The 21,457-nt window shown below is 56.0% G+C and carries 16 protein-coding genes and 1 pseudogene; all 17 read left to right on the top strand.

Annotation, left to right across the window (positions count from 1 at the left end; translation table 11 throughout):
* Positions 1-95: 95 nt before the first annotated feature.
* The 17 genes and pseudogenes from exaC (at position 96) to darG (ending at position 21,412) form a co-directional block, all read left to right on the top strand.
* Complete coding sequence (exaC, locus tag AACY44_RS17200) at positions 96-1,616, top strand: acetaldehyde dehydrogenase ExaC (RefSeq protein ID WP_339436980.1); 1,521 nt, start codon at positions 96-98, stop codon at positions 1,614-1,616.
* A 156-nt stretch (positions 1,617-1,772) separates the two neighbouring features.
* Positions 1,773-3,206, top strand: a complete 1,434-nt coding sequence (eat, locus tag AACY44_RS17205) for an ethanolamine permease (protein WP_339436981.1) — start codon at positions 1,773-1,775, stop codon at positions 3,204-3,206.
* A gap of 52 nt (positions 3,207-3,258) precedes the next feature.
* Positions 3,259-4,653 carry an ethanolamine ammonia-lyase subunit EutB gene (locus AACY44_RS17210; RefSeq protein ID WP_049711356.1) on the top strand — a complete coding sequence of 465 codons (1,395 nt, stop codon included), beginning with the start codon at positions 3,259-3,261 and terminating at the stop codon, positions 4,651-4,653.
* Positions 4,650-5,483 carry an ethanolamine ammonia-lyase subunit EutC gene (gene eutC / locus AACY44_RS17215; protein WP_339530726.1) on the top strand — a complete coding sequence of 278 codons (834 nt, stop codon included), beginning with the start codon at positions 4,650-4,652 and terminating at the stop codon, positions 5,481-5,483. The genes AACY44_RS17210 and eutC overlap by 4 nt, the downstream gene beginning before the upstream one ends.
* Before the next feature lie 92 nt (positions 5,484-5,575).
* The gene (locus AACY44_RS17220) at positions 5,576-6,034 is read left to right on the top strand and encodes a GNAT family N-acetyltransferase (RefSeq protein ID WP_339416942.1); all 459 of its coding nucleotides are present in this window, start codon (positions 5,576-5,578) and stop codon (positions 6,032-6,034) included.
* 250 nt (positions 6,035-6,284) lie between these two features.
* Complete coding sequence (locus tag AACY44_RS17225) at positions 6,285-6,941, top strand: DedA family protein (protein WP_339416943.1); 657 nt, start codon at positions 6,285-6,287, stop codon at positions 6,939-6,941.
* 6 nt (positions 6,942-6,947) lie between these two features.
* Entirely contained in the window at positions 6,948-7,763 is an 816-nt protein-coding gene (locus AACY44_RS17230; protein WP_339530728.1) for a M90 family metallopeptidase, read from the top strand.
* A 109-nt stretch (positions 7,764-7,872) separates the two neighbouring features.
* A complete protein-coding gene (gene ppa, locus AACY44_RS17235; protein ID WP_049711351.1) occupies positions 7,873-8,400 on the top strand; it encodes an inorganic diphosphatase in 528 nt (175 codons plus the stop codon).
* Positions 8,401-8,614: 214 nt separating this feature from the next.
* Positions 8,615-9,391 carry a LexA family transcriptional regulator gene (locus tag AACY44_RS17240; protein WP_339416946.1) on the top strand — a complete coding sequence of 259 codons (777 nt, stop codon included), beginning with the start codon at positions 8,615-8,617 and terminating at the stop codon, positions 9,389-9,391.
* A gap of 1,160 nt (positions 9,392-10,551) precedes the next feature.
* Positions 10,552-13,932, top strand: a complete 3,381-nt coding sequence (locus tag AACY44_RS17245) for a DEAD/DEAH box helicase family protein (RefSeq protein ID WP_339530730.1) — start codon at positions 10,552-10,554, stop codon at positions 13,930-13,932.
* 24 nt (positions 13,933-13,956) lie between these two features.
* Positions 13,957-15,513 carry a type I restriction-modification system subunit M gene (locus tag AACY44_RS17250; RefSeq protein WP_339530732.1) on the top strand — a complete coding sequence of 519 codons (1,557 nt, stop codon included), beginning with the start codon at positions 13,957-13,959 and terminating at the stop codon, positions 15,511-15,513.
* Positions 15,510-16,658 carry a restriction endonuclease subunit S gene (locus AACY44_RS17255; RefSeq protein WP_339530734.1) on the top strand — a complete coding sequence of 383 codons (1,149 nt, stop codon included), beginning with the start codon at positions 15,510-15,512 and terminating at the stop codon, positions 16,656-16,658. The genes AACY44_RS17250 and AACY44_RS17255 overlap by 4 nt, the downstream gene beginning before the upstream one ends.
* Before the next feature lie 14 nt (positions 16,659-16,672).
* The gene (locus tag AACY44_RS17260; RefSeq protein WP_154990142.1) at positions 16,673-18,337 is read left to right on the top strand and encodes an AAA family ATPase; all 1,665 of its coding nucleotides are present in this window, start codon (positions 16,673-16,675) and stop codon (positions 18,335-18,337) included.
* Entirely contained in the window at positions 18,337-19,272 is a 936-nt protein-coding gene (locus AACY44_RS17265) for a hypothetical protein (protein ID WP_154990140.1), read from the top strand. Before AACY44_RS17260 ends, AACY44_RS17265 begins: the two co-directional genes overlap by 1 nt.
* A gap of 122 nt (positions 19,273-19,394) precedes the next feature.
* A complete protein-coding gene (locus AACY44_RS17270; RefSeq protein ID WP_339530736.1) occupies positions 19,395-19,688 on the top strand; it encodes a DarT ssDNA thymidine ADP-ribosyltransferase family protein in 294 nt (97 codons plus the stop codon).
* Positions 19,685-20,327: pseudogene (gene darT / locus AACY44_RS17275) on the top strand (type II toxin-antitoxin system toxin DNA ADP-ribosyl transferase DarT). Before AACY44_RS17270 ends, darT begins: the two are co-directional and overlap by 4 nt.
* On the top strand, positions 20,324-21,412 hold the full coding sequence (darG, locus tag AACY44_RS17280) for a type II toxin-antitoxin system antitoxin DNA ADP-ribosyl glycohydrolase DarG (RefSeq protein ID WP_339436982.1): 1,089 nt from the start codon (positions 20,324-20,326) through the stop codon (positions 21,410-21,412). The pseudogene darT and the gene darG overlap by 4 nt, the downstream one beginning before the upstream one ends.
* Positions 21,413-21,457 lie beyond the last annotated feature (45 nt).

Genomic DNA, 21,457 nt, shown 5'->3' on the forward strand with positions numbered 1-21,457 from the left:
GCGTACAAAGCGGTGGCCCAACCTTTGCTCTACGCTTTATTACGCGCTTGCTGCGCTGCACTCCGAATAAACATAAAAGCCAGGAGATACCCACCATGCGTTATGCACACCCCGGTACTGAAGGCGCCGTCGTTTCATTCAAGGCCAAGTACGGCAACTACATCGGTGGCGAATTTGTTGCGCCGGTCGACGGCAACTATTTCACCAACATCTCGCCGGTCAACGGCAAGCCTATCGCCGAATTCCCGCGTTCCACTGCCAAAGACATCGATAGAGCACTGGACGCCGCCCACGCTGCCGCCGACGCCTGGGGCAAGACCTCGGCCCAAGACCGCTCGCTGGTCCTGCTGAAAATCGCCGACCGCATCGAACAGAACCTCGAACTGCTGGCCATCACCGAAACCTGGGACAACGGCAAGGCCGTGCGTGAAACCCTGAACGCCGACATCCCGCTGGCCGCCGACCACTTCCGTTACTTCGCCGGCTGCATCCGCGCCCAGGAAGGCTCCAGCGCCGAGATCAACGAACACACGGCGTCCTACCACTTCCATGAGCCGCTGGGCGTGGTCGGCCAGATCATCCCGTGGAACTTCCCGCTGCTGATGGCCGCGTGGAAACTCGCCCCGGCCCTGGCCGCCGGCAACTGCGTGGTGCTCAAGCCTGCCGAGCAAACCCCGCTGGGCATCAGCGTGCTGATGGAATTGATCGGCGACCTGCTGCCACCGGGCGTGCTGAACGTGGTGCACGGTTTCGGTAAAGAAGCCGGTGAAGCCCTGGCCACCAGCAAACGCATTGCCAAGATTGCCTTCACTGGCTCTACGCCTGTGGGCTCCCACATCATGAAATGCGCTGCGGAGAACATCATTCCGTCGACTGTTGAGCTGGGCGGCAAGTCGCCGAACATCTTCTTTGCCGACATCATGAAAGCCGAGCCTTCCTTTATTGAAAAGGCCGCTGAAGGCCTGGTGCTGGCGTTCTTCAACCAGGGCGAAGTGTGCACCTGCCCATCCCGCGCGCTGGTGGAAGAGTCGATCTACGACGACTTCATGAAAGTGGTCATGAAGAAAGTCGAGCAGATCAAACGCGGCGACCCGCTCGACACTGACACCATGGTCGGCGCCCAGGCGTCCGAGCAGCAGTTCGACAAGATCCTGTCCTACCTGGAAATCGCCAAGGGCGAAGGCGCGCAACTGCTGACGGGCGGCAAAGTCGAGAAGCTCGAAGGTGATATGGCTGGCGGTTATTACATCCAGCCGACCCTGCTCAAGGGCACCAACGAAATGCGTGTGTTCCAGGAAGAAATCTTCGGGCCGGTGGTGAGCATCACCACCTTCAAGGACGAAGCCGAAGCCCTGGCGATTGCCAACGACACCGAGTTCGGCCTGGGTGCCGGCGTGTGGACCCGCGACATCAACCGCGCCTACCGCATGGGCCGCGCGATCAAGGCGGGCCGCGTGTGGACCAACTGCTACCACCTGTACCCGGCGCATGCGGCGTTCGGCGGTTACAAGAAGTCCGGCGTGGGGCGTGAGACGCACAAGATGATGTTGGATCATTATCAGCAGACTAAAAACCTGCTGGTGAGTTACGACATTAATCCACTTGGCTTCTTCTAACTTAGCCTTCTAGCAGGCGACCCGCTCTCAACTTGAAATGCGATCAAGTGTGGGAGCTGGCTTGCCAGCGCCCACACTTGAACTTCGCAAGTAGCGGCTACCTCATTCGGCACAAAGAGGCCGGGTTAAAAACAATAACAACGAAAGGTACTTCTTATGCCTAGCGAACCCACTGGATCCTCCGTCGACTTCGAAAAAGTCGGCACCGACTACTTCCAACAACGCGAACTTAAAAAAGGCGCCGCCGGCTGGGTGCTGCTGGTCGGCCTCGGCGTTGCCTATGTCATCTCCGGCGACTATGCCGGCTGGAACTTCGGCCTGGCCCAGGGTGGCTGGGGCGGGATGTTCCTGGCCACCTTGCTGATGGCCACCATGTACCTGTGCATGTGCTTTTCCCTGGCCGAACTGTCTTCGATGATCCCTACCGCCGGCGGTGGCTACGGCTTTGCCCGCAGCGCCTTTGGCCCTTGGGGCGGGTTCCTCACGGGCACCGCGATCCTGATCGAATACGCCATCGCCCCCGCCGCCATTGCGGTATTTATCGGCGCGTATTGCGAGTCGCTATTCGGCATCGGCGGTTGGATGATTTACCTGGCGTTCTACATCATCTTTATCGGCATCCACATCTTTGGTGTCGGTGAAGCCCTGAAGCTGATGTTTGTAATTACTGCCGTCGCCGCGATTGCCCTGGGCGTATTTCTGGTGGCCATGGTGCCGCACTTCAACGTCGCCAACCTGCTGGATGTCCCGGTAACCGAAGCCAAAGGCGCCAGCACCTTCCTGCCATTCGGCTATGTGGGTGTGTGGGCGGCAATTCCCTATGCCATCTGGTTTTTCCTCGCGGTCGAGGGCGTGCCGCTGGCCGCCGAAGAAACCAAAAACCCGAAACGCGACCTGCCGCGCGGCCTGATCGGCGCCATTGTGGTGCTGACCAGTTTTGCCCTGCTGATCCTGGTGATCGCACCGGGCGGCGCCGGCACTTACGCGCTGATCAAGTCCGGCAACCCGCTGGTTGAAGCGCTGGCCTTGGCCTACGGCGGCTCCACGTGGATGGGCAGCTTCGTCAACCTGGTTGGCCTGGCCGGTCTGATCGCGAGCTTTTTCTCGATCATCTATGCCTATTCGCGGCAGATCTTCGCCTTGTCCCGCGCTGGTTACCTGCCACGCAAACTGTCCCAGACCAACAAAAGCAAGGCGCCGGTGCTGGCACTGGTGATCCCTGGCATCATCGGTTTTGGCTTGTCGCTGACCGGCCAGGGGGATTTGCTCATCCTGGTGGCGGTGTTTGGCGCGACGATTTCCTACGTGCTGATGATGGCCGCGCACATCACCCTGCGCATCCGTCGCCCCAAAATGGACCGTCCGTACCGCACGCCGGGTGGCATCTTCACGTCAGGCGTTGCACTGGTACTGGCCTGCGTGGCCGTGGTGGCGGGCTTTCTGGTGGATCCACGGGTGGTGATTGGCGCCGCGATCATCTATGGAGTATTAATTGCTTACTTTGCTTTCTACAGCCGGCATCACTTGGTAGCAGGCACGCCCGAAGAGGAATTCGCGGCGATCCAGGCCGCAGAGGCCGCCTTGCACTAAATGCCGTAAACCTCGACGCGGGCAGCAGCCCGCGTCGTCAAGGAGACACTGTATGGCAAGCTTTTCCCACGCGGTAGGTGCACAAACCTACCGCTTCGACAGCCTCAAGGACGTGATGGCCAAGGCCAGTCCCGCACGTTCCGGGGACTTTCTCGCCGGCGTCGCGGCACAGAACGACGGCGAACGGGTGGCCGCGCAGATGGCGTTGGCGAATATCCCGCTGAAACACTTCCTGGAAGAAGTGCTGATTCCGTATGAAAGCGACGAAGTCACCCGACTGATTATCGACACCCACGATAAACAGGCGTTTACGGCGGTCAGCCACCTGACCGTCGGCGGCCTGCGCGACTGGCTGCTCAGCGACGCCGCCGATGAACAATCCCTACGCGCATTGGCGCCAGGGCTGACACCGGAAATGGCGGCCGCCGTGTCCAAGATCATGCGCGTGCAGGACCTGGTGCTGGTGGCGCAGAAGATCCGCGTGGTCACGCAGTTTCGCGGCACCATGGGCCTGCGCGGGCGGCTATCCACACGGCTGCAACCCAACCATCCGACGGACGAACCAGCAGGTATCGCGGCGAGCATCCTTGATGGCCTGCTCTACGGCAACGGCGACGCCATGATCGGCATCAACCCGGCCACCGACAGCATCGCCTCGATCTGCGCCATGCTGGAAATGCTCGACGCGATTATCCAGCGCTATGAGATCCCGACCCAGGCCTGCGTGCTGACCCACGTCACCACCTCCATCGAAGCGATCAACCGTGGCGTGCCGCTCGACCTGGTGTTTCAGTCGATTGCCGGCACAGAGGCCGCCAACGCCAGTTTCGGCATCAGCTTGAGTGTGCTGCAGGAAGGTTACGACGCGGGTTTGAGCCTCAATCGCGGCACGCTGGGCCAGAACCTGATGTATTTCGAAACTGGCCAGGGCAGTGCCTTGTCGGCCAACGCGCACTTTGGCGTCGACCAACAAACCTGCGAAACACGCGCCTATGCAGTGGCGCGGCACTTCAAGCCGTTCCTGGTGAACACCGTGGTCGGTTTTATCGGCCCCGAGTACCTGTACAACGGCAAGCAAATCATTCGCGCGGGCCTGGAAGACCACTTCTGCGGCAAGCTGCTGGGCGTGCCGATGGGTTGCGATATCTGCTACACCAACCACGCCGAAGCCGACCAGGATGACATGGACACCCTGCTGACCCTGCTGGGCGTGGCCGGGATCAACTTCATCATGGGCATCCCCGGTTCCGACGACATCATGCTCAACTACCAGACCACCTCGTTCCACGACGCCTTGTACGCCCGCCAGACCCTGGGGTTAAAACCGGCGCCGGAGTTTGAACAGTGGCTGGCGAAGATGGGCATCTTCACGCAAGCCGACGGCAAGGTGCGCTTCGGCAACAGCTTGCCACCGGCGTTTCGCCAAGCCTTGGCGCAACTGGGATGAAGGAGCCGCCCGTGCAACTAGACCTGCCTGACAACCCATGGCTGGAACTGCGCCGCCTGACGCCGGCGCGTATTGCCCTGGGCCGAACCGGCACCAGCATCCCCACCAGCGCGCAATTGGACTTCCAATATGCTCACGCCCAGGCGCGGGACGCGGTGCACCTGCCCTTCGACCACGCGGGCCTGAGCAATCAACTGGCAGAACGCGGACGCGATAGTTTGTTACTGCACAGCGCTGCTGCCGACCGGCACAGCTACCTGCAACGCCCGGATTTAGGGCGGCGCCTCAGTGATGAGTCGGCCCAGGCACTGCGCGACCATGCCTCGGCCAATCCCGGCGGTGTGGACCTGGCGGTGGTGGTAGCCGATGGTTTATCGGCGCTGGCGGTGCATAAACACACCCTGGCGTTTCTTACACGCATGGAGGAACAAACCCACGCTGAAGGCTGGTCTTTGTCGCCCGTCATTTTGGTGGAGCAAGGCCGCGTGGCGGTGGCGGATGAAATCGGGCAATTGCTCGGTGCCAGGATGGTGGTGATCCTGATTGGCGAACGGCCAGGGCTCAGCTCGCCGGACAGCCTGGGGCTGTATTTCACCTACAACCCCAAAGTGGGCCTTACTGACGCCTATCGCAATTGCATCTCCAACGTACGCCTGGAAGGACTGAGTTACGGCATGGCGGCCCATCGCTTGCTGTATCTGATGCGAGAGGCGTGTCGTCGGCAGTTGTCGGGGGTCAATCTCAAGGACGAAGCGCAGGTTCAGACAATCGAATCCGACGATCCGGACCTGATGAAAGGCAATTTCCTGCTCAGTTCACCGGATGACTGATTGATGGGCGATTGCGCTTTTTCACGCCATTAGGCAGCATCGAGTCACGGCCGCTTGCGTGGTCATACCCAATCTGGAAGTTGAGGCCTGGCATGCGGATTACTCAAGCGACCCTGGAACACCTGGACCTGTTGACCCCGTTGTTCGTCAAATACCGCGAGTTTTATGGCGCCTTGCCCTTCCCGGACTCCTCACGGGCCTTTCTGGAAAAACGCCTGCGCCGCAAGGAGTCGGTGATTTACCTGGCCCTGGCGGACGATGACGATAAAAAGCTGCTTGGATTTTGCCAGCTGTACCCCAGCTATTCGTCGCTGTCGCTGAAGCGGGTGTGGATTCTTAATGACATCTACGTGGCGGAAGACGCGCGCCGCCAGTTGGTGGCGGATAACCTGATGCGCACGGCGAAGAAGATGGCCAAGGAGACATATGCGGTGCGGATGCGGGTGTCGACCAGCAGTGACAATGAAGTGGCTCAGAAGACCTATGAGTCGATCGGGTTCCGTGAGGACACTGAATTCAAGAACTACACGCTGCCGATCAGTGAAGACTGAAACCTGAATACTTCAAACACTACAATTCCCCTGTGGGAGCGGGCTTGCTCGCTCCCACATTTGGATGTGTGGTGATCTGCGGACCGCGTGCCACGACATCCCCCGCTACAAAACCAACACGCTTTTCACCCCTCTATCCGTATAATGCGCACCTTTCAGGGTTGTAAGAAATGCGGCATACATTTGTAGCCTTATTACCCGAGCTTCCGCACAGGCCTGCAGAACCGGGCCATTCACACAGGTGCCATCCATGGATTTCAACCCGCTCGACCTTATCCTGCATCTCGATGTTTACCTCGACCTGCTGGTAACCAATTACGGTCCGTGGATCTACGCCATTCTGTTTCTGGTCATTTTTTGCGAAACCGGCCTGGTGGTCATGCCGTTCCTGCCCGGTGATTCGTTGCTGTTTATCGCCGGCGCCGTGGCCGCTGGTGGTGGCATGGACCCGGTCTTGCTGGGCGGCCTGTTGATGCTGGCGGCGATTCTTGGCGACAGTACCAATTACGTCATCGGGCGAACGGTGGGCGAACGTTTGTTCAACAACCCCAACTCGAAAATCTTCCGTCGCGATTACCTGCAAAAAACCCATGATTTCTATGACAAGCACGGCGGCAAAACCGTGACCCTGGCGCGCTTCCTGCCAATCCTGCGCACCTTCGCGCCGTTCGTCGCCGGCATCGCGAAAATGCCCTACGCACGGTTCTTTGGTTTCAGCGTGCTGGGCACCATCCTCTGGGTGGGCGGCTTGGTCACCTTGGGCTACTTCTTTGGCAACGTGCCGTTCATCAAGAAAAACCTGTCGCTGCTGGTGGTGTTTATCATCCTGCTGTCGCTGGTGCCGATGATCATTGGTGTATTGCGCAGCCGTTTTGGCCGCACCTCCTCCGAAGCCAAGTCGCAGTAAGCGACGATGTGGTCCCTCAGCGCCTGGCGTCGCCAGCGCTTGCTGGCCAGGCACCCGATTGCCGATGAGACCTGGCAGCGGGTGCGCCAGCACCTGACCTTCCTCGACGGCATCGCTGCGGAGCAGGACCAGTGGCTGCGCGAAGCCTGTGTGGTGTTCCTCGTCGAAAAACACCTCACCGCCCTGCCCGGCGTCGAACTGCACCAGGAACAACGCCTGCTGCTCGCCGCTCAGGCGCAACTGCCGCTGATGAACCTCGGCGACCTCGATTGGTACCAAGGCTTCCACGAAATCGTGCTGTACCCCGACGACTTCATCAGCCCCCAGCGCCATCGCGACAGCAGCGGCATCGAACACGAATGGGACGGCGAACACAGCGGCGAAGCCTGGCAACAAGGCCCGATCATCCTCGCCTGGCCCGGCGTACTCGCCAGCGGCCACTGGGAAGGCTACAACCTGGTGATCCACGAGCTGGCGCACAAGCTCGACATGCTCAACGGCGACGCCAACGGCCTGCCACCGCTGCACCACGACATGCGCGTGCAGGATTGGGCCAGCGTGATGCAAAGCGCCTACGACGACCTCAATCGCCAGCTGGACGCCAACCCGGACGCCGACACCGAGATCGACCCCTACGCCGCCGAAAACCCGGCGGAATTCTTTGCCGTCACCAGCGAATATTTTTTCAGCGCCCCGGATTTGCTGGTGAACAGTTATCCACAGGTGTACGCGCAACTCAGCCGCTTTTATCGCCAGGATCCCTTGGCCCGCCTCACCGAACTGCAGGCAAGCGACCCACGTTATCAGCCACAAGGCGAATGACCGTACGACGTCTGGCGCATGGCATCAGCGTCAGAATGTGCCTATAATCGCGGCCACTTTTAGGCCAATCCGGCCAAGTTTCTTGGCCAATTAACGGGGGCAACGCCCAATGAGCTACAGCAAGATTCCGGCTGGCAAAGACCTGCCGAACGACATCTACGTCGCCATCGAGATTCCGGCCAACCACGCGCCGATCAAATACGAAATCGACAAAGACAGCGACTGCCTGTTCGTTGACCGTTTCATGGCCACCCCGATGTTCTACCCGGCCAACTACGGTTTCATCCCGAACACCCTGGCTGACGACGGTGACCCCCTCGACGTGCTGGTTGTAACCCCTTACCCGGTTACCCCAGGCTCGGTTATCCGCGCACGCCCAGTCGGCATCCTGAACATGACCGACGACGGCGGCGGCGACGCCAAAGTAATCGCAGTGCCACACGACAAGCTGTCCCAGCTGTACGTGGACGTGAAGGAATACACCGACCTGCCGCCCCTGTTGCTGGAGCAGATCAAACACTTCTTCGAGAACTACAAAGACCTCGAAAAAGGCAAATGGGTGAAGATCGACGGTTGGGGCGACGCAGAAGCCGCTCGTGCCGAAATCATGAAGTCGGTCGCGGCCTACAAAGGCTGATACCTGCTCCTCATTGCCTCGGCAATTGAAAAAGCCCCGATCATTCGGGGCTTTTTTTGTGGGAAAAATTAAACGACAAGTTCAACTCTTTATAAGTAATGTTTAACTAGCGAGCGAATCCGAAGTATTGGGCTACAACTAAGCAAAAACCTACAGGCGCAACTCAACGCATGGTTTATTTGATCTGTAAATCCCGCCAGTAAACTCTGCGTTTATGAATACATCAGGTGATCGCTTAAAAGCGCTACTGCGGGAAGTTCATCTTTCCGCCTCCGACTTCGCCAAGAACCGTGGTGTCACGCCTCAACACGTGAACAACTGGTTCAAGCGCGGTGTACCCATGGGCCGACTCAACGAGATCGCAGAACTGCTGTGCATCTCCAGCCGTTGGTTGCGCACCGGCGAGGGCCCCAAACACCCACCGGCCAACTTCCTGCTGGAAGGCCCGGACACCCGAAAAGGACTGCCCTCGACCCGCGAAGGAAGCGGCAAATACCTCACAGGCCCCGCCTGCCCTCCAGAAAAAATCGACGTGGAGATCGACCTCCACCCCTCATTCACCTCCACCGAACGCATCCGCGTCTCCCTGCACACCCTCCAAACCCTCACCGTAAACCCCGACCGCGCCCTGGGCGCCTACATGGTCGACAACAGCATGATCGACATCATCCAACAAGGCGCCACCCTCGCCATCGACCGAGGCCGCACGCAACTCATCGACGGCGAAATCTACGCCGTTGAACACGACGGCATGCTGCGCATCAAATACCTCTACAACCGACCTGGCGGTGGTTTGCGCATGCGTAGCCACAATGCCAGTGAACACCCGGACGAATACCTCACGCACGAGCAACGCTTTGAACAGAACTTCCAGATTCTGGGGTGGGTGTTCTGGTGGTCCACTCTGAACAACCGCCGGCCCCCAGTGCCGCTGGATGAACACCTCTTGGGCTGGGAAGGCTCTAAATCGGAGCCGGAGGTGGGCATTTGAAATGAATGTGGGTATCATGCGCCGCACATTTGGCAGGGGGTGGCTTTGCGCTATCCACCCTGCTCGGCGATGCGGAGGCGTTCCCGCGGATGCCCCTACTATTCAGCCTGACGCAATGTGGGCTGAGCGATTTGAAGGCTGGTGAGGTTTGTCAAAAACAAGCTGAGGCAGTCCCCGAGAAGCCGGCCACAAGCCGGCTTTTTAATGCCTGAAAGCCACGAAACACATAGGCCGGATAAAAAACGTTATCTTTAACCCACACTTTGACCCACACCAAAACGCTGGTTTGCCACTCGATCGGCCAGCGATCTATAACACCAACGATCTGCGGCGTCTCATGGCCGATTCCTGCATATCACGATGGGTGGTAAACGACTAATACTGTGTGAAAAGGTTAAAAGCAGGTTTGACGGTCAGAATCGGAAAACTGCCCACCAGCCGAACACGCCGAGGGTGGGTGGCCAGTTAATTCTTTGCTAGTAATGACTACCCACGGTAAGTCAGCGACTCTAGGGCAAACGCATGCCCCCCTGTCATTCGAGGGGTGTTCGGTCTGAGCTTTTTACCCTACCTTCAGTCTTGCAGTAATCACGGGCGATGGGGTCGCTTGTCGTGCACACGTGATGGACTCACTATACCGTGTCGCAGTGGGTGTGCTCCATTTGCCTCCGCTGCGGGAGCGCAAAGGCGATCTCGGCTTGCTTGCTGATGCCTTGTTAGAGCAGATCAATCGGGAAACAAAAGGTCCGCCCGGTCAGGAGCATAAGAAATTTTATGCAACGGCAAAAACCTTATCCACAGACACCCTTGGCACGGAGACATCACGGAGCTCTACTCCACCCTTTACTGTGGGCGACCTTGCGGTCGCAGGATGATAAGATTACGAGTTAGATATAGAATCAGCGCTTTTCAAATGCCCCAGCTAGGCCAGTAGCATCCTAGATAAGAATTTTGATAATAGCTTTAATATTCAATTAGCTATTGATGAAGTAATGCGACATTAAATCACCCGAGCCCTTGAGGAAACCGGTGGAATCGTCCCAGAGCGGCGAGTCTTCTAGGCCTCTCGAAGACCAAACGCTCGGTAACCGAATAAAACACGGCGTGCTCGAATAGTTGGCACGGTCTTCGCTGTACTACCAGCATGGACGCAAAACAATATGCAATCACAAAATTTTGAGTTTCTCAGGAAACGTTGGCCAGAGCTGGCATCGCTTGGTGGATTTTCTGAGAACTATTCTCATGGCGATCCTGAAGGAGCCATGGTAAAGCTGCGAGCCTATGCTGAGCGAATGGTCGCCATCGTCTATCAGGACCTCGCGCTTCCGCGCCCGCCCATGCCTACGTTCATGGACCTTCTGAGTAACGCCGCCTTCGAATCGGTTACCCCCAAGGTGGTGATCGACAAGCTTCACGCAATTCGCATCCACGGCAACAAGGCCGCCCATGGTGACAAGATTTCCGTTGATAGCGCACTGTTGCTCGTCCGTGAAGCTTGGGATCTGGGGCGTTGGCTATTCGTTACCTACGGCCACGGAGCTGTAGAGTCTGTTGCCGATTATATTCAACCCTTGCGGCCTCAATCAGCTAAGAGCGAATACAAAAAAGAACGCAAAGCCCTGCTGGAACAATACGCCAAGCAGGAAGCGCGCATGCAGGCCCTCCTTGCCGAGTTGGAGACAGAACGCCAGAAAGCCACGCGCCCAAGAAAGACTGCAGAAGAGCTCGTCAAGGTACAAGATCGAGCGCAACAGGTTGCCAACGAACTCCATTTCAATGAGGCTATCACGCGCAAGCGCCTCATTGACTTGCAGCTGTCCGAACGCGGCTGGGACGTGGGCGCAGATGGCGTCAATACCGAAGTCGTCACCCAAGAAGAGAAGGTGCTCGAGCAGCCGACCGAGACAGGTAACGCCTATGCCGACTATGTGCTGTGGGATGACAACGGCCAACCCCTAGCCGTAATCGAAGCAAAGAAAACCGCCGTCGATGCCGAGAAGGGCCGCCATCAAGCGCGCCTTTACGCCGACGGCTTAGAGAAGATGCATGGTCAGCGCCCAGTAATCTTCTACACAAATGGCCACGACATCTGGATCTGGGACGATCATCCTGAACAGAATTACCCCCCGCGTCGTCTTTACGGCTTCTATTCGAAGGCTAGTCTGCAATACCTGATCCGCCAGCGGCGTGAGCGTAAGCCCCTGAATTCGGTCTCCCCCCGCCCCGACACTCTTGGAGATCGGCTCTACCAGCACGAGGCGCTCAAACGCGTCAGCGAGCGATTCGAAGCTAAGCAGCGCAAGGCGCTAGCGGTACAGGCCACCGGCACCGGCAAAACACGGCTAGCCATCGCTATCAGCGATATCACCATGCAGGCCGGGTGGGTCAAACGGGTCCTTTTCCTATGTGATCGTCGCGAACTGCGCAAGCAGGCGAAGAACGCCTTCAGTGAGTTCCTCCCCTCCCCGGTAACGGTGCTGACGTCAAATAGCGTCAACGACGACGTTAACAGCATCTTCCTTGCAACCTATCCAGCGATGGACAGGATTTACCAACGCTTTGACCCAGGCTTTTTCGATCTCATCATCGCCGACGAGTCTCACCGCAGCATCTACAACGTCTACGGTGACCTATTCCGCTATTTCGATGCGTTTCAGCTCGGTCTAACGGCCACCCCTGTAGAGATGATCAGCCGCTCCACCTGCCGCCTGTTCGGCTGCGACTTCAAACACCCCACAGCCAACTATCCACTGGACCGCGCCGTGGAGGAGGGCTATCTAGTGCCCTACGAGGTGGTCAAACATACAACTAAATTCCTGCGCAATGGCATCAAGGGACACGCCTTGAGCGCCGAAGAATTAGCTCAGTTGGAGGAGCAGGGAATTGACCCCAACACCCTTGACTTCGACGGCAGTGAGATTGACCGCGCCATATACAACAAAGACACCAATCGCAAAATCCTGCAAAACCTGATGAACAACGGTATTCGTCAGGCCGATGGCCAGACCCTGGGCAAGACCATCGTTTTCGCCCGGAACCACCGTCATGCCAAGTTGCTGGAGGAGCTCTTTGACGAGATGTACCCCCAGTACGGCGGCAAGTTTTGCCAGGTTATTGACAACTACGACCCCCGCGCCGAAACGCTGATCGACGATTTCAAGGGTAACGGTAGTAACGACCAACTCACCGTCGCTATCTCAGTGGACATGCTCGACACTGGCATCGACGTTCCCGAAGTCGTTAATCTGGTCTTCGCTCGTCCGGTCAAATCTCCCATCAAGTTCTGGCAGATGGTAGGCCGCGGCACCCGTCTATGCAAAAACCTATTCGGCCCTCGGAAGGATAAAACCCGCTTCCAGATCTTCGACCACTGGGGCGTGGTGGAATATCATGGCATGCAGCAGCGCGAGGTTACGGTCAGCCAGAGCAAGCCGCTCATGCAGCGCCTTTTCGAAGCTCGCCTTGGGCTGGCCAAGGCAGCTCTGGACAATAGCGAAATCGATCACTTTGATACGCTCGCGAAGTGGCTTGCCAAGGCGATCAACAGCCTTGATGAAAAGACCATCGCTGTGCGCGACAAGTGGAAGATCAAACGTCAACTCGGTGAGCTGGAGGTGATCCGTCAGTTCGCCGCCACTACCGTCACGCTACTCGAAACCGAAATTGCCCCGCTGATGCAGTGGGTGGACATCCGCGGCCATGTCGATGCATATCAATGGGATCTGCTCATTACCCAGCTACAAATTGCAAAGCTCGCCAACAGCACTCATTTTGACGACATCAAGGGTGATGTCCTGAATCTGCTTGCTGCCCTTCAAATGAACCTCAATCAGGTGAAAACTAAAGCGGTCGAGATCAAACAGTCACGTGCCCCGGAATTTTGGGACAAGGCCTCACTAGAAGAGATCGAGGCCATTCGCGAAGCACTGCGCGACATCATCAGGTATCGTGATAAAGGCGACGGTCCAAGCTTTGACCCGAGAGTGATCGACATTCATGACAGCGATGAGGTGCACGAGCAGCAGAGTAGCCACCTCAACGCAGTAGACATGCGCGCCTACCGCGCCAAGGTGGAGCAAGCCCTCAGCGTCTTATTCGACGACAACCCTATCCTGCAAAAAATTCGTACCGGCCTGCCGGTCAATCGACAGGAACTAGAAAGCCTCAATGCGCTGATCCACATTCGAAACCCCAGCATTGATCTGCACAGGCTGCATGAGTTCTATGGCTCCGCCGCGCCACTCGATCAGATTCTGCGCAACATCGTCGGAATGGACTCTGAGGCAGTCAATGCCCGTTTCGCGGAATTTATTCAGGCCTATCCCGGCCTGAAGGCCAAGCAGGTTCAGTTCCTTGGCATGCTCAAGCGCCAGATCGCCCAGAGCGGGGCCATCGAGCTGAAGAGTCTATATGAAATGCCCTTTGCCGCCGTCGGCGATCTCGACCAATTGTTTGGCAACGAACAGCAAATCGAAAAAATCATCGCTATTGTCCAGAGCTTCGGCCCCACGCCGCAAGCCGACAGTGGTGCTACCCAATAAACGCAATCAGGTAACAATACATCTATGATCACCGGTGAACTGAAAACCCAGATCGACAAACTTTGGCTGGAATTCTGGCAGGGCGGCATCGCCAATCCGCTCACCGTCATAGAGCAGATCACCTTCCTCATTTTCACCCGCCTGCTCGACATCAACGAGACGCGCGATGAAAAGCGCAGCAAGCGTACCGGGCAGTCATTCAAACGTCGCTTTGGGGAATATCAACAGCACCTTCGCTGGTCCGACTTTATTCACATTGAAGACGCGGACAAGCTCTATACCCTGATTCGCGACCAAGTGTTCAAGCACATCCGTGAACATGATCGCGACAGTCGCTTCGGTGACTACATGAAGGACGCACGCCTCGCCATCGACAAGCCCAGCCTACTGCAAAAAGCCGTGCGTATGATCGACAAACTCCCGCTGGAAGCCGGCGACACCAAGGGTGACTTGTATGAGTACCTACTCGGCAAACTCTCCACTGCTGGCATCAACGGGCAATTCCGCACACCGCGTCACATCATACGACTGATGGTGCGTATGCTCGACCCCAAGCCCGATGAAGTGGTTGCCGATCCGGCCTGCGGTACAGCCGGTTTTCTGGTCGCAGTGCTCGAACACCTGCTGGAAACCTACACTTCGCCCGAAGGGGTGATCCGCGAAACCGTCACTCTCGAGAACGGCAAAAAGGAAGTACAAGCCATCTACACTGGTGACCTACTCGACCAGACCCAGTGGACCCATATCAAGGGCAAAATGTTCCACGGTTTCGACTTCGACGCCACTATGCTGCGCATCGCTGCCATGAACCTTTATATGCACGGCGCCGAAGACCCCGACATCCACTACCAGGACACTTTGGCCCAAAGCTTTGCAGAAAAATTTCCGCAAGCCGAGCGTGATGGCTTTGAGATTATCCTCGCCAATCCGCCTTTCAAGGGCAGCTTGGACGAAGACACTATCAACCCCGCCATTCTACGTCTGGTCAAAACCAAAAAGACTGAGCTGCTATTCATCGCCCAGATTCTGCGCATGCTTAAAACCGGCGGCCGCTCAGCCACCATCGTGCCCCAGGGCGTACTGTTTGGTTCTTCCACCGCCCATCGCGCCCTGCGAGAACTGCTGATTGAGCAAAACCAATTAGAAGCGGTCATCAACCTGCCTAGCGGCGTCTTCCGCCCCTATGCCGGTGTCGCCACCGCCATTCTAATTTTTACTAAAGACGGTAGTACCGAACACGTTTGGTTCTACGACCTCCAAGACGACGGTTTTTCATTGGACGATAGACGTGATCGTCTCTACGACAACGACTTTGCTGGCGACTTACCCGAGCTACTGGAGGTCTGGCACGCCCGCGATAAGCAAAATGCAAACAGCGAAGCCAACGACCGCCGCGCCTCCCACTTCTGGGTTAAAAAAGATGAGATCGCCGAGAACATGTTCGATCTCTCCATTAACCGCTATAAGGAGGTAGTGCATCAGAAGGAGGAGTACGAGCCTCCGAAGGAAATCCTGGCGCGCATGAGGGTATTGGAAGCGGAAATAATGCAGGAGATGGATGAGTTGGAGGGGTTGTTGTGAAAGCACGCAGTACTTTGCCCGCTGAATTTCAACGATTTCCTAAATGCTGGGAAGTTTTGCCCTTTAGCTCAGCTATCGAAGATCGGACTGGCGGGAATCCAAAGGTCAAAAAAAGTGAGTATGAAGAATCCGGCGAGCTCGCGGTTGTTGATCAAGGCCAATCCGCAGTAGCGGGATACGTCAATGACTTCTCACTTGCGTGCAAAGAGGAGCTGCCCTGCCTTCTTTTTGGTGACCACACTCGTATATTCAAATATGTAGATAAGCCCTTCGTACTAGGCGCCGATGGCGTGAAGGTACTTGTTCCAAAGGACGGCTTTGATAAGCGCTTCCTGTTTCACTACCTAAAGCAAGTAAGACTTCCTGAAAACGCAGGATATAGTCGTCATTATAAATTTCTCAAAGAGACGTTTATCCCTAAGCCTCCCCTGGAAGAGCAAAAACGCATCGCCGCAATACTTGATAAGGCCGATGCTATCCGCCACAAACGCCAGCAGGCTAATCAGCTCGCCGACCAATTCCTGCGCTCCGTTTTCCTCGACATGTTCGGCGAGCCAGTAATTAATCCGAAGGACTGGGACACTAAAAAGCTAATGGATGTCGGCACACTAGATAGAGGAAAATCTAGGCACAGGCCGAGAAACGATCCCGCACTTCTGGGCGGGGCACATCCGTTGGTTCAGACTGGAGACGTCGCCGGATCTGGTGGGTATATACGAAACTATAAATCCACCTACTCAGACCTTGGATTGCAGCAAAGTAGGAAGTGGCCAAAGGGCACGCTTTGCATAACAATTGCAGCGAATATAGCTAAAACCGGCATCCTGACATTTGATGCGTGCTTTCCAGATAGCGTTGTAGGCTTTACAGCGAACGAACACGTAACCGTGGAATATATTCAACACTGGCTGAGTTTCTTGCAGAAAAATCTCGAAGCAAACGCGCCTGAATCAGCACAGAAGAATATAAATCTGGAGATTCTGAGAGATCTCGACATTCCTGTTCCCGATATTGATTTGCAAAAAAGATTTTCCGAGATCGTTGCAAAAGTTGTGGAAAACAGTGAAAGGGCTCTGAATTTCACTATTAACCAAGACAATTTATTTTCCTCGTTGAGCCAACGAGCTTTCGCCAACGAACTTTAAGCAAGGGGCAGATAATGCGCATCACCTCACTCAGCCTCCGCAACTTCAAGGCCATCGGCCCCGTCGAGCAGCGGATTGAGTTCCGCCCCATTACCTTGCTTTTTGGCCCCAACAGCGCGGGCAAGAGCACCGTTGTCCAGGCTCTGCACTACCTGTCGGAAGTCTTGTCACGCAACAACTGCGACCCTGGCACCACCCAAATCGGCGGCAAGCTCGACCTAGGCGGCTTCCGCAATCTGGTCCATTTACATGACCCGGATACCACCATCGAACTGGCGATTAGGCTTGAGCTCGATAACAACCTGCTCACCGGTTACGGTAGCGACGAAGAGGACGAGCATCTCCTGCTAGGTGAGTCCTTGGGGAGTGAGCAGGTGTTTGACCTGAGTCGCGTTACGACGGTGGAGGTCCGGCTCGGCATGAGCTGGAGCCAGCAACTCAATCAGGCCTACGTCTCTGCCTACACCGTCTCGGCTGATGGTGAGCCCTTCGCCACGATCACCACCACGCCCGATCAGAAACAAATCGCATTGAGTATGCTCAATTGCCACCACACCATGTTCAGTGCGTTACTGAACGAGGACGAAGAGACTGGTACCGTTGGCGAAGCCTTGCAGGACCTGGTAAACGAATTCGCTACCGTGCCCGCCACACGCGACGCACAATCGATAACCGTTCCCTTGCAGTTGCGCACAGGAAGGGGGGCTATGCCGGACTTTGGGATCGCCTTGCCATTGGTGCGCTCGATGGATTTGCCAGATGAGGCAGACAGCGACTCAAGAGAAGGAGCGGACGAGCAAACACGGCAGGCCGAGCGAAACTTTACCTACTTGAACCGCTACCTCTCTCGCATCATTGTCGGTTCCGGTGAATTGGCTCATAGCTGTCTGCAGCAGTTTCTCTACCTCGGTCCGTTGCGCGACATTCCTGGTCGCCACTACAGCCCCGAACTCTCCCCCGGCCTGGCTCGCTGGTCCTCAGGGCTAGGAGCGTGGGACCAGCTATATAACGAAGGAGAGCGATTGGCGGAGAAGGTCAACTCCTGGCTGGCGGATGACAAGCGGCTCAATGCTGGCTACGAGGTACATTACAGCGAATACAAGCCGTTCCCCTTGGATTCGCCTTTGATGATTGCTCTACAAACCAATAGCGAATTGCTCGAATCAAGCGAATTTGTGCGGGAACAGCTCGAAGCCAACCCCACCCGCAGGCAAGTCACCCTGCGGGATCAGCGCAGCAATATTGATCTGTATCCCGAAGACCTCGGAACAGGCATCTCTCAGGTGCTCCCTGTACTGGTCGCCGCCCTCGGCCACAACAAGAATATCGTCGCCATCGAACAACCTGAGCTACACGTTCATCCCAAGTTCCAAGTGGCGCTTGGCGAGCTTTTTATCCATGCTATCAAGGACGAACACTTCGCCAGAGACACAGTGTTCATCCTAGAGACCCACAGCGAATACATGATGCTGCGCTTCCTGCGCCGATTGAATGAAACGGCCAATGATGAGCTCGAACCAGATGCTCCTGCGCTGGCACCAGAAGACTTGGCCGTGTACTACGTCAATCCAACAGGTGACGCCACTGAGATCAAACATCTGCGCCTGACCGAAGAGGGCGAGTTCCTCGACCGTTGGCCAAACGGGTTTTTCCCAGAACGGAAAAAGGAGCTGTTCTAGTGCTAAAGGAGTTCGCGGTCGATCCTCGTGTTATCGCATCAAGTTTCGAAACCTGTCGTTACCTGATCAGTCAGTTCGGTGCCGACAAGGGGCGGCTGATTTCCAAGTTTCCAAACAAATGGAAGCGATTGGCTTTCGAGGCTGCCGATAAGCTACCCGACGGTTTACAAAAGGAGCGGATCGTTGAGTATCTAAACAGTATCGGCAACGAGTGGCTGACATTTGCCACATCAAACCGCGCGTATTTGGCCCCAGGCGACCCTTGGCTCAATAATGCAGTGTTAGCACATGCTCAAACTCCTTTCCAAGGCATTCTCTGTGAGCAGGACGATCCACAGAACCAACTTGTAAATGCCAACGAATGTGATGAAGCAAATCCTTTATTTGCCGTCAATAGAACCCGTATGGTTAGCCGAACTGCTAACGACCTCGCACAGGCGGCCGCGCTGCTATTACAAAACTGTCATAAATTACGCCTTGTAGACCCCTACTTTGATCCCGGCAGACCAAAATGGTGGACCCCCCTTGCCGCCATCCTTGCATTTCTCCCCAACATCAGCAGAGTCGAATGCGAATATCATCTTCAGGAGAGGGGTGACTCTCCCTCCACTGCCGAACTGATCCGACGTCTTCAGCAGCTCAAACAAGTAATTCCAGAGGGGGGGACGCTGCGGATAATTCGATGGAAGGAAAAACCTGGCGGGGAGCGCTTTCATCGACGCTACTTGCTTACTGAAAATGCCGGTTTGTACTATGAGGGGGGGCTGGATGAAGCTACAGGCGCGAACCAGACCACCGATGTCTCCCTTATTGATCGAAATCATCACGCTAACCGCTGGGCAGAATACAACCAAGACTCACAGGTGTATGAGTTAGTCGAACCTATTCTTGTTGTTGACTCCACAGGAAAGGTCACTGAGACAAAAAACCTATAACAGGTAACAAGCACAAGCGTTTATCGGCGACGCCGTAGAAAGTACGGCGGTGAGCTGTCTTTCGCCTCCACCGCCCGATCCGCCACCATCTTCGCCATCTCCACCAAATGCATCACCGCTCTATGCGGCGCACCCAGCGGTTCACCAAGCGCCTGCGACGTGGCCACTGCACACTGCAGTATGCCGAAGGCTTCGACGCGATAAGTTGGGATGTCATGAACGCCAGGGATTACCACGATCCGCACTGCAAAAGCATCTGTATGGCAGAGTGCTTATCGCCGGAGGTCGTGCCCTCTTACGATTTTTTCAAGGTTTTTGTTTCCAATACTGAGGTTGAGACCCTGTGCAGGGCTAAAATGCGTGAGGCTGGCGTTAACGTCCAAATCGCGGTGAATCGGGGAATGTTAATTAGATGATTTATAACAACCTGAATCCGGAAAAGGCTCTGATCTGGCGGATCGTTCATCGCGACAATCTGCCCTGGATTCTGGACAACGGCCTGCACTGCGCCAGCTCCGAGTTGCAGGCACCGCAGTACGTGAACATCGGCAACGTTGACTTAATCGACAAGCGCCGCACGCGCTGCGTACCCATTGCACCTGCAGGTGTCTTGTCCGACTACGTACCCTTCTATTTCACCCCCTTCTCTGTGATGATGAAAAACATTCACTCCGGGTGGAGCGTTCAGCAGCAACAACGAAGAGATCGTAATTCTGGTCTCAAGCCTGCACCGCGTGGCCGAGCTTGGCTTACCGTTCGTCTTCACAAACGCACATGCGTACCCGGATTGGACAGACTATTACAGCGATCTGGCGAGTCTCCATGAGATCGATTGGTCTATCCTTCAAAGACGCGACTTCAAACGCGATCCAGATGACCCTCGAAAGATGGAGCGCTATCAGGCAGAAGCGCTGATTCACCACCACCTACCGATTACAGGACTCCTTGGCATCATGTGTTACACCGATGCAACGAAAAAACGTATAGAGCAGGACGTTGCCGCTAGAGGTCTGACGTTGTCTGTTCATGCGCGTCCGGGATGGTATTTCCAATGATCAGATTCACCCAGGGCAACCTTCTGGAAGCCAACACCGAAGCCCTCGTCAACACGGTGAATACCGTAGGTGTGATGGGTAAAGGTATTGCGCTGATGTTCAAAGAGCGGTTTGCGGAGAACTATCGCTTGTACGCGGCCGCCTGCAAGGCTGGTGAGGTGGAGACCGGTAAAGTTCACGTAACCGCTGTCAACGAATTGGAAGGTCCTCAATGGATCGTTAACTTTCCGACCAAACGTCACTGGCGATCACCGTCGCAGATGGCATGGATAACCGAAGGCCTGCACGACTTACGTCGTTTTTTGATCGAAAACCATGTGAAATCTGTAGCGGTTCCGCCGCTGGGTGCAGGTAACGGAGGTCTCAAATGGCCGGAAGTACGTGAGCAGATTATTGACGTCTTAAGCGATCTGGATGTTGATGTGTTGGTATTCGAGCCTTCCAATCAATACCTGAATGTCGCGAAGCGCACCGGCGTGGAGAAACTCACGCCGGCCCGCGCACTCATTGCGGAACTGGTTCGGCGTTACTGGGTTTTAGGTATGGAATGTAGCCTGCTTGAGATTCAGAAACTGGCCTGGTTTCTGGAACGCGCTATCGAGAAGCGGCCAGATCTTAAGAACCCACTGGACCTTCAGTTTGTTGCTCATAAATACGGGCCGTATGCCAATCGATTAGAGCATCTGCTTAACAACCTGGATGGTAGTTATCTGCATTGCGATAAGCGCATCGGTGATGCGGAAAACAGTGATGTGATCTGGTTCGACCAAGACCGCAAAGCCTTTCTACAAACCTATCTTAAAACAGAAGCCAAGGAATACTCCGAAGCCCTGGAGTGCACTGCCGAATTGATTGACGGCTTTGAGTCCCCGTTTGGTATGGAACTGCTGGCGACAGTCGATTGGTTGCTGAGTCGGAAAAATATCCCCCCTACCATCTCTGCTGTGCGCGAGGCATTGAAAAATTGGGAGGGCGGAGTCGGTGCTGGTGCTCGTAAGAACAAGCTGTTCGACGATCAAGCGCTTGAGATCGCACTGAAACGGCTTACGCACAACCACTCCAATGCTCAGATGGCTACCTGCTGAGCCGCGCAATCTTCGAGATGCTTAGAATCCTGCCCGCTGGCGCGG

The sequence above is a fragment of the Pseudomonas sp. RA_15y_Pfl1_P11 genome, from assembly GCF_963970975.1.
GTDB lineage: Bacteria > Pseudomonadota > Gammaproteobacteria > Pseudomonadales > Pseudomonadaceae > Aquipseudomonas > Aquipseudomonas tritici.